Raw genomic sequence first — 14,053 nt, forward strand, 5'->3', positions numbered from 1 at the left:
GTCACCGCCACCGCGATGGCGATCCAGCGCACCCGGCGGCCGAACACCGCACGTGCCAGCAAGTAGCCCAACCAGCCGAGCACCACCCCGCTGACACCGACGATCACCTGATCCGAGGGCCCGGCCAGCCAGCCGACCACCCCGCTGGTGAGCGCCGCCGCGCCGGTCACGATGGCCAGGTTGCGCAGTCCGGAGATCAGCATCAACCAGCCCAGCACCGCGAACGGGATCGACAGCGCGATCAGCTGGGCGGCACCGGCGTGCAGTACCGGTGCCAACACGATTCCCGGCAGGCCGTCGAGCTGACGCGGCTTGATGCCCAGCTCCAGCAACGGGTGATCGAACGCGGCGTCGATGCCCAGCACCACCCAGAGCACCGCCAGCGCGAGTGCCATCACCACGACGGCGCCGCTGGGCCTGGTCGGCCGGATGCTCCTCAGCAGCTTGGTGTCGATCAGCTCCTGGCGCCGCTGCTGCTTGCGGGTCAGGCGTTGCGACGGCCTGCCGGGTGACGGTGTGCTCACCGGGCAAGGCTACCCGCCGCCGGTCGCCGGGCAGCGGAAAAACTGGCCGCTACCTCAGGCCCAGAGCTGGCCTTCCAGCTTCTCCGCCGCCTGCTGCAGCGAGCCGGAGTAGGCGCCGGTGGACAGGTACTTCCAGCCACCGTCGCAGACGATGAACACCACGTCGGCCCGCTCCCCCGCCTTCAGGGCCCGGTCGGCGGTAGCCAGTGCGGCATGCAGGATCGCCCCGGTCGAGATGCCGGCGAAGATCCCCTCGTGCTCGACCAGGTCCCGGGTGCGGCGCAGGGCGTCGTAGGAGGTCACCGAGAACCGCGAGGTCAGCACCGAATCGTCATACAGTTCCGGCACGAAGCCCTCGTCGATGTTGCGCAGGCCGTAGACCAGCTCGCCATAGCGCGGTTCGGCGGCGATCACCTGGATGCCCGGCACCTTCTCGCGCAGGAAGCGGCCGGCGCCCATCAGGGTGCCGGTGGTCCCGAGCCCGGCGACGAAATGGGTGACGGTAGGCAGGTCGGCCAGCACCTCCGGTCCGGTGCCGTCGTAGTGCGCCTGTGCGTTGGCCGGGTTGCCGTACTGGTAGAGCATCACCCACTCGGGGTTCTCCGCCGCCAGTTGCTTGGCCATCGCCACCGCCTGGTTGGAACCGCCGGCGGCCGGCGAGGAGACGATCCGGGCGCCGAACATCTCCAGCAGCTGCCGGCGCTCGGTCGAGGTGTTCTCCGGCATCACGCAGACGATGCCGTAGCCCTTGAGCTTGGCGATCATCGCAAGCGAGATCCCGGTGTTGCCCGAGGTCGGTTCGAGGATCGTGCATCCCGGGGTCAGCCGGCCGGCCGCCTCGGCCGCCGCGATCATCGCCAACGCCGCCCGGTCCTTGATGGAGCCGGTCGGGTTGCGGTCCTCCAGCTTGGCCCAGAGCCGGACCGCCGGCTGGCCGGGGCCGGCGTCCCAGCGCGGTGAGAGCCGGGGCAGGCCTACCAGCGGCGTGCCGCCGACCGCGTCGGCCAGCGAGTCGTAGCGGGTCACCGTGCCGCGTCGGCGATTCCGGAATCCGGGCTGCCGCCGGCGATCTCTGATTCCGGGCTGCCGCCGGCGACGGCGGGCAGGATGGTGACCGCGTCCCCGTCGGACAGCGCGGTGTCCAGCGAGCCGGTGAACCGGACGTCCTCGTCGTTGACGTAGACGTTGACGAAGCGGTGCAGCGAACCGTCCTCGGTGACCAGCCGGCCCTTGAGACCGGCATGGCGGGATTCCAGGTCATCGAGCAGGGCGGCCAGGTTGCCGCCCTCGCCGGGAACGGACTTCGCCCCGTCGGTGTAGGTGCGCAAAATGGTCGGGATCTTGACCTCGACGGCCATCAAAACTCCTTCAAACTGTCGATGTGCTGCGGTGACACCGAACCAAACCATCGAGGCCGCCGCAATATGCCTACCCGGTGGGTGGGCCGGGGCTTTCCATCAGCTCTACCGGCTCCTCGGTGACCACGCCGTCAACGATCCGGTAGGACCGGAACTCGATCGAGTCCGGGTCGGCGGTGGAGACCAGGACGTAGTGCGCGCCCGGTTCCTGTGCCAGGTTGATGTCGGTGCGCGACGGGTAGGCCTCGGTCGCGGTGTGCGAGTGATAGATCACGACCGGCTCCTCGTCGGCCTGGTCCATCGCCTGCCAGACCTTGAGCTGCTCCATCGAGTCGAACTGGTAGAAGGTCGGCGACCCGGCGGCGTTGACCATCTCGATCAGCCGCTCCGGGCGGTCCGAGCCGGCCGGGCCCGCGACCACGCCGCACGCCTCGTCCGGATGGTCCCGGCGGGCATGGGCGAGGATCGCCTGGTAGATCGCCGTGGGCAGGATCAGCACAGTCCTCACGATATCGGGCCGGCTCAGCCGCCTGCACCGCACCCGAAGTCGGGCAGGGCCTCCTCGCGATCAGGCATGGCCTCCTCGCGATCAGGCATGGCCTCCTCGGGAGATCGGTGGCCGCTCAGCAGGGCGGCTCGCCGAAGGATTCGCTGCTACCAGGCCAACGATGGCATCCGGACCCGGTGGGCCTCCTTCGATGGGAGCAGCGCGCGTCACGGCAGGGCGTGCGTCACCAGCAGGTCCTGCACCGCAGTGAGCCAGGCGTAGATCTGCACCGCCGGCTGGCTCTCGTCGAGGTCGGCCTCCTCGGTGACGCCGAGCCGGGTCCCCAGCCCCAGCCGGAGGTCGTTGAGCACCCGCAGCCAGCGATCGACGGCCTCGTCGTCCAGTGCCATCCGGCCGGCACCGGCGGGCAGCTCGGCTCGGCAAGCCCGCAACCGGCTGATCCGGTCGGCCTGCAGGTCACCCTGGACCAGCTCCCGGTACTCCCGGGACGCCTCGTCGTCATCGCTGTAGCCGTCGGGATAGAGCCGCTGGATCACCGGATCGCTCGGATCCGGCTCGGCCAGGGCGTCGGCGAGGTCATCGAGCATCCCCGCCAGCACGGCTGCCTCGGCCTCGGTGAGGTCGACCCGCAGCACTGCGGCCTTGCGGCGTACCTTCATCGGCGCCCGGTCAGGAGTCGTGCTGGATGGTCGCCCACAGGCCGTAGCCGTGCAGGGTGGCCGTGTCGCCTTCCATCCGCTCCCGAGGGCCTGAGGACACCACGGCCCGGCCCTTGTGGTGGACGTCGAGCATCAATGCGGTGGCCTTCTCCTCGGGATAGCCGAACACCTTCATGAACACGTGGGTGACGTAGGACATCAGGTTCACCGGGTCGTTCCAGACCACGGTCACCCAGGGACGGTCAGCCTCGGCGGTCTCGTCCGCCTGCTGGTCGGCGACCGCCTCCCGCTGCGGAGTGAAGGTCGGCGTGGACATGCCTCCATGGTGGCACGCCGGCTCTGACACGATCTCAGGCATGCCCGCCGCACTGGAGTCACCCGCCGAGTCCACCGCCCTGTTCACCGACCAGTACGAGCTCACCATGCTCGCTGCCGCACTGGCCGACGGGACCGCCGAGCGGCACTGCACCTTCGAGGTGTTCGGCCGCCGGTTGCCCGCCGGCCGCCGGTTCGGAGTGGCGGCGGGACTGGGCCGGCTGCTCCCGGCGATCAGGAACTTCCGGTTCTCAACCGAGGAGTTGGACCGGCTGAGAGCGGCCGGCGTCATCGACGAGCGCACCGCCGGCTACCTGGCCGAGTACCGGTTCACCGGCGACATCAGCGGCTACGCCGAGGGTGAGCCGTACTTCCCGTACTCGCCGATCCTGAGCGTGACGGGCAGCTTCGCCGAGGCGGTGGTGCTGGAGACCCTGATCCTGTCGGTGCTCAACCACGACTGCGCGATCGCCGCCGCGGCCGCCCGGATGGTGGTGGCCGCCGGCGGCCGGCCGATCATCGAGATGGGCTCCCGGCGAACTCACGAGCAGGCGGCGGTGGCCTGTGCCAGGGCCGCCTACCTGGTCGGCTTCCAGGCCAGCTCGAACCTGGCCGCCGGGGCCCGCTACGGCATTCCGACCACCGGCACCGCCGCGCACGCCTTCACGTTGCTGCACGACAGCGAGCGGGCCGCCTTCGCCGCCCAGCTCGACGCGCTGGGCATCGACACCACCCTGCTGGTCGACACCTACGACATCAGCCGCGGCATCGAGACCGCCATCGAGGTCGCCGGGCCGAAGCTGGGAGCGATCCGGATCGATTCCGGCGACCTCGCCGTGATGGCGTACCAGTCGCGTGCCCAGCTGGACCGGCTCGGTGCCACCGGAACCCGGATCGTGGTCAGCGGTGACCTGGACGAGTTCGCGATCGCGGCGCTCGGTGCCGCGCCGGTGGACTCCTACGGGGCCGGCACCGCGGTGGTCGTCGGCTCCGGCGCCCCGACCGCGGGCCTGGTCTACAAGCTGGTGGAGGTGGACGGCCGGCCGGTGACCAAGCGCAGCGAGAACAAGGCCAGTTCCGGCGGCGCCAAGCTCGGCTACCGGCGGCACCGGGCATCGGGCACGGCCACCGAGGATCTGGTGGTGCAGCGACGGGCCGGTTTCGAGCCCGAAGCCGGCGACCGGCTGCTGAGCGTGCCGGTGCTGCGCGCGGGCGAGCAGGTCGCCGACCCCAGCCTGCAGGACTCGCGCGCGCATCACCGGGCCGCCATGACCGCCCTGCCCTGGGAGGCGCTCAAGCTGTCCGCCGGTGAGCCCGGCCTGTCGGTCACCGTGGTGTAGGCGCGGGCTGCGGGAAAAGGCACTTGCCACCATGTCGGCGACCGTCGGTAAGGTCAGCAGCGACGGTGATGTCGAGCTGCCGGCGATGTGGTGCTGCCGGCGATGTGGAGCTGCGGGGAGTGCCGATGGCTGAAGTTGTGCTGTTCCACCACGCGCTAGGACTGACCCCCGGGGTCCTCGCCTTCGCCGATCAGATCCGCCGGGCCGGGCACACCGTCCACACGCCCGACTTGTTCGAGGGACGCACCTTCGCGACCCTCGAGGAGGGGGTGGCCCATGCCGAGCAGATCGGGTTCGGCGAGGTGATCGAGTGCGGCGTCCGGGCGGTTCAGGAGCTGCCCGCCGAGCTGGTGTACGCCGGCTTCTCGCTGGGGGTGCTGCCGGCGCAGTACCTGGCCCAGACCCGGCCCGGGGCCGGCGGGGCGCTGCTGATGTACTCCTGCGTCCCGACATCGGAGTTCGGCTCGTGGCCGGCCGGGGTGCCGGTGCAGATCCACGGCATGGACGCCGATCCGATCTTCGTCGGCGAGGGCGACATCGACGCCGCCCGGGCCCTGGTCGAGGAGGCCGAGGACGGCCGGCTGTTCCTCTACCCCGGCGACCAGCACTACTTCGCCGACAGCTCGCTGCCCTCCTATGACGCCGAGGCCACCGCGCTGCTCACCGAGCGGGTGCTCGACTTCCTCGATAAGCGCTAGCCGGCTCGGCGCCAGCGCCCCCGGCGGTTAGCTAGCGCCCGGGGTCGGGGTCGCGGCGCCCCTGGCGGGAGCCCTCGCCGCCGACCGCGGCCTGGCCGGCCGACTCGACGGCGCGGTGCTTCTTGTCGGCGTGGGCTTCGCGCTCCAGCTGCGGGATCAGGTGCGGGTAGTGCGCCTCGAACGCCGGGCGCTCGGAGCGGACCCGCGGCATCGAGATGAAGTTGTGCCGCGGCGGCGGGCACGAGGTGGCCCACTCGAGGGAGTTGCCGTGGCCCCAGGGGTCATCGGCGGTCGCGAGCTCGCCGAACCGGTAGGAGGTGTAGACGTTGTAGAGGAACGGCAGCATCGAGGCGCCCAGCAGGAACGCGCCGATGCTGGAGATGGTGTTCAGGGTGGTGAAACCGTCGCCGGGCAGGTAGTCGGCATAGCGCCGGGGAAACCCTTCCGCGCCGAGCCAGTGCTGCACCAGGAAGGTGGTGTGGAAGCCGAAGAAGGTCAGCCAGAAGTGCAGCTTGCCCAGCCGCTCGTCCATGTAGCGGCCGGTGAACTTCGGGAACCAGAAGTAGACCCCGGCGTAGGCGGCGAACACGATCGTGCCGAACAGCACGTAGTGGAAGTGCGCCACCACGAAGTAGCTGTCCGAGACGTGGAAGTCGGCCGGCGGGCTGGCCAGCACGACGCCGGTCAGGCCGCCGAACAGGAAGGTCACCAGGAACCCGATCGAGAACAGCATCGGTGACTCGAAGGTGATCGAGCCGCGCCACAGGGTGCCGATCCAGTTGAAGAACTTGAGCCCGGTCGGCACCGCGATCAGGAAGGACAGGAAGGAGAAGAACGGCAGCAGCACCACGCCGGTGGCGAACATGTGGTGCGCCCAGACGGTCAGCGACAGCGCGCCGATCGACAGCGTCGCCAGCACCAGCCCCTTGTAGCCGAACAGCGGCTTGCGGGCGAACACCGGGAAGATCTCGGAGACGATCCCGAAGAACGGCAGCGCCAGGATGTAGACCTCGGGATGGCCGAAGAACCAGAACAGGTGCTGCCAGAGGACCGGGCCGCCGTTGGCAGCGGCGTACACCTGCGAGCCGAGGTGCCGGTCCACCCACAGCACCAGCAGTGCCGCGGTCAGGATCGGGAAGGCCAGCAGCACCAGCAGCGAGGTGACCAGGATGTTCCAGGTGAAGATCGGCATCCGGAACATCGTCATGCCGGGTGCCCGCAGCGTCAGCACCGTGGTCACCATGTTCACGCCGCCGAGGATGGTGCCCAGACCCGACACCGCCAGCCCCAGGATCCAGAAGTCGGTGCCCATGCCCGGTGAGTTGGCCATGTCGTTGAGCGGCAGGTAGAACGTCCAGCCGCCGTCGGCCGCACCGCCGGGGGTGAAGAAGCCCAGGCAGGCAACGGTCGCGCCGAACAGGTACAGCCAGTAGGAGAAGGCGTTCAGCCGCGGGAACGCCACGTCCGGCGAGCCGATCTGCAGCGGCAGCACCAGGTTGGCGAACGCGAACACGCTGGGGGTGGCGAAGAACAGCAGCATGATCGTGCCGTGCATGGTGAACAGCTGGTTGTACTGCTCGGCCGTCAGGAACTGCATGCCGGGACGGGCCAGCTCGGCGCGCATCACCAGCGCCATCAGGCCACCGAGGAGGAAGAACGCGAACGAGGTGACCATGTACATCCGGCCGATCAGCTTGTGATCGGTGGTGCGCAACACCTGCAGGAACATCGAGCCGCTGGCGGCCGGGTCGGCCGGGTAGGGCCGGCTGACGATCGGCGAGGGCTCGAGGTCGAGCGGGCTCGCGGTGGAGCCGCGATCTGCAGTGGTGGTCAATCCAGCCTCCGGCTCAGACGATGTCGTCACAGAGCCCGGCCGTCCGCCACCTGCTGGGCGTCTGCTGCATCAGCAGGATAGCTACCGCACCGGCATCCTGGCGCACCGGCCCGGCGGGCGTTTCCCGGGGAGCCGGACCGGGGCGGTCCTGCGATCGCGGTGCGGTGGGCCTACGGTTGAGGCAGGCCGGCACCGGCCACCACCGGCGGGAGGAACGAGAATGACAGCCATCCAGGGCCACGACCCGCTCGTCGAGCTGATCGCGGCGCGGCAGCACGGGGTGCTGGCGACCGTCAAGTCCGACGGGCGGCCGCAGCTGTCCAACGTCCTCTACGCCTTCACCGCTGACCCCGATGCGCCCGAGAGCGGCGTGATCAGGATCTCGATCACCACCGGCCGGGCCAAGTACCGCAACCTGCAGCGGGACCCGCGAGCAAGCCTGCACGTCAGCGCCGCGGACTTCTGGTCCTACGCCGTCGCCGAGGGGATCGCCGAACTCAGCCCGGTGGCGGCCGACCCGCACGATGAGACCGTCGAGGAGCTGGTCGCGCACTACCGCGAGGTCCAGGGCGAGCACCCGGACTGGCAGAAGTTCCGGCAGACGATGGTGGACGACCAGCGGGTGCTGTTGCGGCTTCCGGTGAGCCGGGTCTACGGACTGGCCGGCGGCTGAGCCACAGCCGGGGTGTTGGCGCCAGCGGTGTCGGGTAGCGGGCGGGCGTTCCGGGTAAGAGCGTTTCGGGTAAGAGCGTTTCGGTGAGAAGGGCAGCGCGATGTCGTCGACGGGTGGGTCGTTGAAGATCGGATACAAGGCCTCGGCGGAGCAGTTCGGGCCGCGCCAACTGCTGGACTACGCGGTCGAGGCCGAGCAGCGGGGCCTGGACAGCGTGATGATCTCCGACCACTTCCAGCCCTGGCAGCACGACGGCGGGCACGCCCCGTTCTCGCTGTCCTGGCTGGCGGCGGTCGGCGAGCGCACCAGCCGGGTGCAGCTCGGCACCAGCGTGCTGACCCCGACCTTCCGGTACAACCCCGCGATCATCGCCCAGGCCTTCGGCACGCTGGCCTGCCTGTACCCCGACCGGGTGATGCTGGGCATCGGCACCGGCGAGGCGCTCAACGAGGTGGCGGTGGCCCGGCTGGAGTGGCCGGACTTCAAGCAGCGCTTCGCCCGGCTGCGCGAGGCGGTGCAGCTGATGCGCCGGTTGTGGACCGAGGAGCGGGTCACCTTCGACGGCGAGTACTACCAGTGCACCGACGCGACGGTCTATGACCGGCCCGAGCGGAGCGTTCCGATCTACATCGCAGCCGGCGGGCCGGTGGTCGCCAAGTACGCCGGCCGGGCCGGGGACGGCTTCATCTGCACCTCCGGCAAGGGTCCCGAGCTCTACCAGGACAAGCTGATGCCCGCCGTCAAGGAAGGGCTGGCCGCCTCGGGCCGGGAACTCGGCCAGCTGGACCGGTTGATCGAGATCAAGCTGTCCTACGATCCCGATCCGGACCAGGCGCTGGAGAACACCAGGTTCTGGGCGCCGCTGTCGCTGACCGCGGAGCAGAAGCAGGGCCTGCACGACCCGGTCGAGATGCAGGCCGCGGGCGCGGCGTTGCCGATCGAGCAGATCGCCAGCCGGTGGATCGTGGCCAGCGATCCCGAGACCGCCGTCGCCGCGATCCGGCCGTACCTGGACTACGGCTTCAACCACCTGGTCTTCCACGCCCCCGGTCACGACCAGTCCCGGTTCCTGTCCGCCTTCAGCGAGCAGGTCCTGCCGCTGCTGCGCAAGCTCGGCTGATGCCGGTGCCCGGCACCGGCATCAGGCGGGTCCGCGAATCCGACCTCGCCGCCGTGGTCGGCCTGGTGCACGAACTCGCCGCGTACGAGCGGGCGCCCCTGGAGTGCCAGCTCAGCCGCGGCCAGTTGCGCAGGGCGCTGTTCGGGCCGCAGCCGGCCCTGTTCGGCCACGTGGCCGAGGTCGGGGACACCGTCGTCGGCTGCGCGCTGTGGTTCCTGAACTACTCGACCTGGAAGGGCAGCCACGGGATCTACCTGGAGGACCTGTACGTCCAGCCGGAGTACCGCGGCCGCGGCCTGGGCCGGGGGCTGCTGGCAGCGCTCGCCGCTGAGAGCTGCCAGCGCGGTTTCGGCAGGCTGGAATGGTCGGTGCTGGACTGGAACATGACCGCGATCCGCTTCTACGAAGCCCTGGGCGCCCGCCCGTTGGACGAGTGGCAGACGTTCCGGCTCAGCGGCGATGCCTTGTCAGCCCTGGGCCGCGCAGTGGAGCCAGCAGGCAGCGATGGCTGACGGCGAGGAACACAGCCGGGTCGGACCGCCCCCGGCGGGCAACGAGATCGACACGTTGCTGGGCGGCCTGGACCGTCAGCGCGCCACCCTGGCGTGGAAGTGCGCAGGGCTGGACCCGGCCGGCCTGCGGGCAACGGTGGGCGTCTCGAGCGTCACTCTGGGCGGGCTGTTGAAGCACCTGGCCCTGGTGGAGGACCACACGTTCGGCGAGAAGTTCCTCGGGCGGGAACTGGGACCTCCGTGGAACACCGTGGACTGGGAACAGGACCCCGACTGGGAGTGGCACTCAGCCGCTGACGACACTGCCGAGCAGCTGTTCACGACGTGGCAGGACGCGGTGTCGCGGTCCCGGGCGATCGTCGCCGAGGCGCTGGCCGGGGAGGGCCTGGACCAGCTGTCCCGCGTTGCCTGGCCGGACGGCAGAGTGCCCAGCCTGCGCCGGCTGCTGATCGACATGGTCGAGGAGTATGCCCGCCATGTCGGGCATGCGGACCTGATCCGGGAATCGGGGGACGGCCTGGTCGGCGAGGACCCGCGGTAGGCGTGGGTGCCTGGCTCGGCACCGGCTCGGCGTGCTGGTGAACAACCCCGCTGGAAACGGGATCATCTAGAGCTGCTGCCCATACCCTCACCAACATCCATTTACTCACCATGCACTCGCCCTACGGACTCCGCCCCGGCCCGAGGCATTCGAGTTCACCTCATGCTTTAAACCCCAATCTCCAACCAAATTTAACGGGCAGGGCACTTGTGCTCAGGCCGTGCCACGGGCACGGTAGGACCGACCCCATGAGGAGCTCTGCCCATGCCCTTGATCCCATTGTCCCTGCGCACCATCGCTACGGCCGTGTCTGCCTCCGCGGTCGCGTCCGTCTCGGCGGTCGTCCTGCTCAGCGGCGTCGTCTCACCGGCCGCCACCGCCACCAGCGCCGTTCCACGTCCCGACCACATCGTCGTGGTCGTCATGGAGAACCATTCCAACACCGATGTGATCGGCAATTCGGCGGCGCCCTACATCAATTCCCTCGCCCAGAGCGGCGCGAACTTCACCCAGTCCTACGCCATCACGCACCCCAGCCAGCCCAATTACCTGGCGCTGTTCTCCGGCTCCACCCAGGGCGTGACCGACAACTCCTGCCCGCACACCTTCAACACGGCCAACCTGGGATCCGAGCTGATTGCCGATGGCCTGACATTCAAAGGCTATTCGGAGTCGATGCCCTACGACGGCTACACCGGGTGCAGCAGCGGCGCCTACGCCCGCAAGCACAGCCCATGGGTGAACTGGAGCAATGTCCCGGCGTCATCCAACCTGACCTTGAACGCCTTCCCCAGCGACTACACCCAGCTGCCCACGGTGTCGTTCGTGACCCCGAACCTGAACAACGACATGCACGACGGCACCGTCGCCCAGGGTGACACCTGGCTGCGCGACCACTTCGACGGCTACGCGCAGTGGGCCAAGACCCACAACAGCCTGCTGGTGCTGACCTTCGACGAGGACGACAACAGCTCGGGCAACCGGATTCCGACGGTGTTCGTGGGCGCTCCGGTCAAGCCCGGCAGCTATTCCGAGCACATCAACCACTACAACGTCCTGCGCACCCTGGAAGACGCCTACGACCTGCCGCACGCCGGCGCCAGTGCCAGCGCCACCCCGATCACCGACGTCTGGGGCACCGGTGACCCCACCACCAGCCCCACTCCTCCTGCGCCCGACCCGGGTTGCACAGCGGCGCAACTGCTTCTCAACTCCGGCTTCGAGAGCGGCGTCGCCGCGCCCTGGATCGCAAGCAGCGGCGTCGTCGTGCACGAGAGCTCCGACCAGCAGGCATACGGCGGTAGCTGGATGGCCTTGCTGGGTGGCCAGGGGACGACCGAAACCCAGACGCTCAGCCAGGCGGTCAGTATCCCGGCCGGCTGCCACGCCGTACTGAGCTTCTATCTGGACATCGACTCGGCCGAGCGCAAGCGGGTGGACAACGACACCCTGCGCGTGACACTGAACTCCCTGACCGGGTCGGTGCTCGCCACCCTGGACACCCTGTCCAACCGGGACGAGACCAGTGGTTACCAGCGCTTCAGCTACGACGTGTCGGACTACGCCGGCCGCCAACTGACGGTGACCTTCACCGCGGCGGAGAACTCCTCCCGGCAGACGTCCTTCTACCTCGACCGCACCGGCCTCAACGTGAGTTGAGGACGGCGCGGTCAGGCAAGGGACGGGGCGGTCAGTCGCCCTTGACGTTGACGATCTGACGCAGCGTGTGCCGGATCTCGACCAGGTCGGTGGCGTCGCGCATCACGACGTCGATGTCCTTGTAAGCGTCGGGATGTTCGTCGAGGAAGGCGTTGGAACGGCCCCAGGCGATGCCGGCCATCCGATCGTCCAGATCGGCGCGGCTGAATCGCTTGCGCGCGGCGGTGCGGGAGTAGTTGCGCCCCGCGCCGTGCGGCGAGGAGCACAGGCTGAGCCGGTTGCCCTTGCCGGTGACGACGTAGGACGCGGTGCCCATGCTGCCCGGGATGAGGCCCGCCTCGCCGGCCTTGGCCGAGATCGCGCCCTTGCGTGAGAGCCACACCAGCTTGCCGAGATGGGTCTCCTGCTCGGTGTAGTTGTGGTGACAGTTGACCGATTCCAGCCGCTGGACCGGCCCCTGCCAGCGCTCGAAGGCGCCGACCACCCGGTCCATCATCTCCTCGCGGTTGAGGTAGGCGAACCGCTGTGCCCAGCGCAGCGCGCGCAGGTAACTGTCGAACTCGGGCTCGCCCTCGACCAGGTAGGCCAGATCGCGATCGGGAAGGCTCACGTACCGTCGCCGGCACTGCTCCTGGGCAACGCCGATGTGCTTGACCGCCAGCTTGTTGCCGACCCCGCGCGAGCCGGAGTGCAGGAACAGCCATACCTGATCGGCCTCATCGAGGCTGACCTCGATGAAGTGGTTGCCCGAGCCCAGGCTGCCCAGCTGCAGCCGCCAGTTCGGGCTGCCGGCAGTGGCCTGGTCGGCACCGGACAGCTCCTCGAGCTCGGCGATCCGGGGCTGCGCCGAGGACGTGATGGAGGTGTTGTACTTGCCCGCCGACAGCGGCACCGCCGCGCTGATCGCGGCGTGCAGCGCGGCCCGGTCCGCTGGAAGGTCCGCGCCACGGTACTGGGTCCGCACCGCGATCATGCCGCAGCCGATGTCGACGCCGACCGCGGCCGGCATGATGGCGCCGATCGTCGGGATGACCGAGCCGACGGTGGCGCCCTTGCCCAGGTGCGCATCCGGCATCAGGGCCAGGTGCGGAAAGATGAACGGCATCTGGCTGGTCGCCACCGCCTGGGCCCGGGTTCCCTCTTCCAGGATCGATGCCCAGTTGTACAGCCGCTTGTTGATCTGCTCCATGATCACCATTGTGGCGGCGCTGTCGACCGATTACGGCGGGCACGGGGTCGACTGGACGGCTCGGGCCGTGGGTAGGCTCGATGAGACGGCTGCGCGACGAGGACGTCGCGCCCCTTGTCGGCGCGCTCTCACACGCTGGACGGCCCCAGCGCTGCCGACGGCGAGGCTAAAGGTCGCGACTCTCGGCACCTTCGGCAAGGTCGGACCAGAAGGGGACGCGTGCGCGGTTCGACGAAGGCTCCAGGGGAGGAACCTTGAACTCGTGAGCGATGTAGTCAACGAGGTTGTCGCCGTAGTAGATGACGTCGGCCTGGTACACCGAGAAGATCGGGCTGGGGCGGTGTGCGGGGTCGGCGGGAAGGTAGCGATGCGAGTAGAGCGGAATCAGGCGCGGGACGTGCGCTAACTGATCCCGGGCGCGGGACTCCCGGTCCTCGCGGGTGTCGGGTCGCTGTCCCCAGGACGACGGCCAGAACCCGTTGTCGTGCACGTCGAAGAGCAGACCGTCGACCGGCCAGTTGAGTCGACTCCGCAGGTCATCCAGCGATCCGGATCGCCAGTTCGGCCATGCGGCCTCGCCAGTGGGCAGCACCGATTGGAGCAATTCGCGGTGTTCGGGTCCGAACTCGAATTCGAGCTGCTCCTGAACGCGTGACACTTCGGTGTCCGAGAGGCCGGGGTCCAGTCGCACCCTCGCGACCCTCAGGCGCTCGACGGCCCGATCAACAAGCTCAGCCATGCGGCGATCATGCCCGATGACGGTGTTGCTCGCCTCAACGTGCAGTTGTGCGATGTCGGGATGACAACTAGGTGCGCGTCCGGCATCAGGGCCAGGTGCGCGGCGCTGTCGACTGAGTGCGGCGGGCACGGGTCGCCTGGACGGCTCGGGCCGTGGGTAGGCTCGATGGGACGACGGCGAACTGAGCGACCAGCGAGCATCGACATGGCACTCAGGGGTTAACAGATGCGACTACCGTCCGCACACGCGCCCACCCTCACCGCACCGGTCGGCTCCCGTGAAGAACCGGAGATCGAAGAGGCCTTCGACCGGCTGGTGCAGGAGGGCGACGACCGGCTGTCCCGGCCGTTGCTGCCGCTGCTGGCCACCGGCTTCCTGGGCGGG

15 protein-coding genes and 1 pseudogene are annotated in these 14,053 nt (G+C 69.2%); 7 read left to right on the plus strand and 9 right to left on the minus strand.

The genetic code is table 11. The features are described 5' to 3' along the window. The 6 genes from VF542_RS09685 to clpS form a co-directional block, all read right to left on the minus strand. The coding region (locus tag VF542_RS09685; RefSeq protein WP_408651498.1) for a rhomboid family intramembrane serine protease at nucleotides 1-524 on the minus strand (524 nt) is incomplete at its 3' end. A 54-nt stretch (nucleotides 525-578) separates the two neighbouring features. Further along, nucleotides 579-1,550: a PLP-dependent cysteine synthase family protein gene (locus VF542_RS09690; RefSeq protein WP_408651499.1), complete on the minus strand. Its 972-nt coding sequence runs from the start codon at nucleotides 1,548-1,550 to the stop codon at nucleotides 579-581. Then, nucleotides 1,547-1,882 (minus strand): MoaD/ThiS family protein, encoded by a 336-nt coding sequence (locus VF542_RS09695; RefSeq protein WP_408651500.1) that lies wholly within the window; start codon nucleotides 1,880-1,882, stop codon nucleotides 1,547-1,549. The genes VF542_RS09690 and VF542_RS09695 overlap by 4 nt, the downstream gene beginning before the upstream one ends. 70 nt (nucleotides 1,883-1,952) lie before the next feature. After that, a complete protein-coding gene (locus VF542_RS09700) occupies nucleotides 1,953-2,381 on the minus strand; it encodes a Mov34/MPN/PAD-1 family protein (protein ID WP_408651501.1) in 429 nt (142 codons plus the stop codon). 215 nt (nucleotides 2,382-2,596) lie between these two features. Then, nucleotides 2,597-3,049 (minus strand): DUF2017 family protein, encoded by a 453-nt coding sequence (locus VF542_RS09705; RefSeq protein WP_408651502.1) that lies wholly within the window; start codon nucleotides 3,047-3,049, stop codon nucleotides 2,597-2,599. Between the two features lie 10 nt (nucleotides 3,050-3,059). After that, the gene (clpS, locus tag VF542_RS09710; protein WP_408651503.1) at nucleotides 3,060-3,365 is read right to left on the minus strand and encodes an ATP-dependent Clp protease adapter ClpS; all 306 of its coding nucleotides are present in this window, start codon (nucleotides 3,363-3,365) and stop codon (nucleotides 3,060-3,062) included. Nucleotides 3,366-3,405: 40 nt separating this feature from the next. Between clpS and VF542_RS09715 the strand changes: the two genes are divergently transcribed. Together VF542_RS09715 and VF542_RS09720 are read left to right on the plus strand one after the other, a co-directional pair. Beyond that, entirely contained in the window at nucleotides 3,406-4,704 is a 1,299-nt protein-coding gene (locus VF542_RS09715; RefSeq protein ID WP_408651504.1) for a nicotinate phosphoribosyltransferase, read from the plus strand. 125 nt (nucleotides 4,705-4,829) lie between these two features. Continuing rightward, nucleotides 4,830-5,402: a dienelactone hydrolase family protein gene (locus VF542_RS09720; protein ID WP_408651505.1), complete on the plus strand. Its 573-nt coding sequence runs from the start codon at nucleotides 4,830-4,832 to the stop codon at nucleotides 5,400-5,402. Nucleotides 5,403-5,433: 31 nt separating this feature from the next. Here VF542_RS09720 and ctaD read toward each other — a convergent pair whose 3' ends face one another. Continuing rightward, entirely contained in the window at nucleotides 5,434-7,131 is a 1,698-nt protein-coding gene (ctaD, locus tag VF542_RS09725; RefSeq protein WP_408651512.1) for a cytochrome c oxidase subunit I, read from the minus strand. Nucleotides 7,132-7,456: 325 nt separating this feature from the next. Here ctaD and VF542_RS09730 point away from each other — a divergent pair, with 325 nt between their 5' ends. From VF542_RS09730 to VF542_RS09750, 5 genes and pseudogenes are all read left to right on the plus strand, one after another. After that, nucleotides 7,457-7,909, plus strand: coding sequence for a PPOX class F420-dependent oxidoreductase (locus tag VF542_RS09730; RefSeq protein WP_408651506.1), 453 nt, complete (start codon nucleotides 7,457-7,459; stop codon nucleotides 7,907-7,909). A 100-nt stretch (nucleotides 7,910-8,009) separates the two neighbouring features. Further along, the gene (gene fgd / locus VF542_RS09735; RefSeq protein WP_408651507.1) at nucleotides 8,010-9,029 is read left to right on the plus strand and encodes a glucose-6-phosphate dehydrogenase (coenzyme-F420); all 1,020 of its coding nucleotides are present in this window, start codon (nucleotides 8,010-8,012) and stop codon (nucleotides 9,027-9,029) included. Continuing rightward, complete coding sequence (locus VF542_RS09740) at nucleotides 9,029-9,541, plus strand: GNAT family N-acetyltransferase (protein ID WP_408651508.1); 513 nt, start codon at nucleotides 9,029-9,031, stop codon at nucleotides 9,539-9,541. The genes fgd and VF542_RS09740 overlap by 1 nt, the downstream gene beginning before the upstream one ends. Next, the gene (locus tag VF542_RS09745) at nucleotides 9,534-10,082 is read left to right on the plus strand and encodes a DinB family protein (RefSeq protein ID WP_408651509.1); all 549 of its coding nucleotides are present in this window, start codon (nucleotides 9,534-9,536) and stop codon (nucleotides 10,080-10,082) included. Before VF542_RS09740 ends, VF542_RS09745 begins: the two co-directional genes overlap by 8 nt. 264 nt (nucleotides 10,083-10,346) lie before the next feature. Further along, a pseudogene (locus VF542_RS09750) lies at nucleotides 10,347-11,219 on the plus strand (alkaline phosphatase family protein); the annotation flags it as partial. 553 nt (nucleotides 11,220-11,772) lie between these two features. Here the strand turns inward: VF542_RS09750 and VF542_RS09755 are convergent. Further along, nucleotides 11,773-12,930, minus strand: coding sequence for an RtcB family protein (locus tag VF542_RS09755; RefSeq protein WP_408651510.1), 1,158 nt, complete (start codon nucleotides 12,928-12,930; stop codon nucleotides 11,773-11,775). 166 nt (nucleotides 12,931-13,096) lie between these two features. Then, entirely contained in the window at nucleotides 13,097-13,669 is a 573-nt protein-coding gene (locus tag VF542_RS09760; protein WP_408651511.1) for an SMI1/KNR4 family protein, read from the minus strand. Nucleotides 13,670-14,053 lie beyond the last annotated feature (384 nt).

This window comes from Jatrophihabitans sp. (genome assembly GCF_036389215.1).
Lineage (GTDB): Bacteria > Actinomycetota > Actinomycetes > Mycobacteriales > Jatrophihabitantaceae > Jatrophihabitans_A.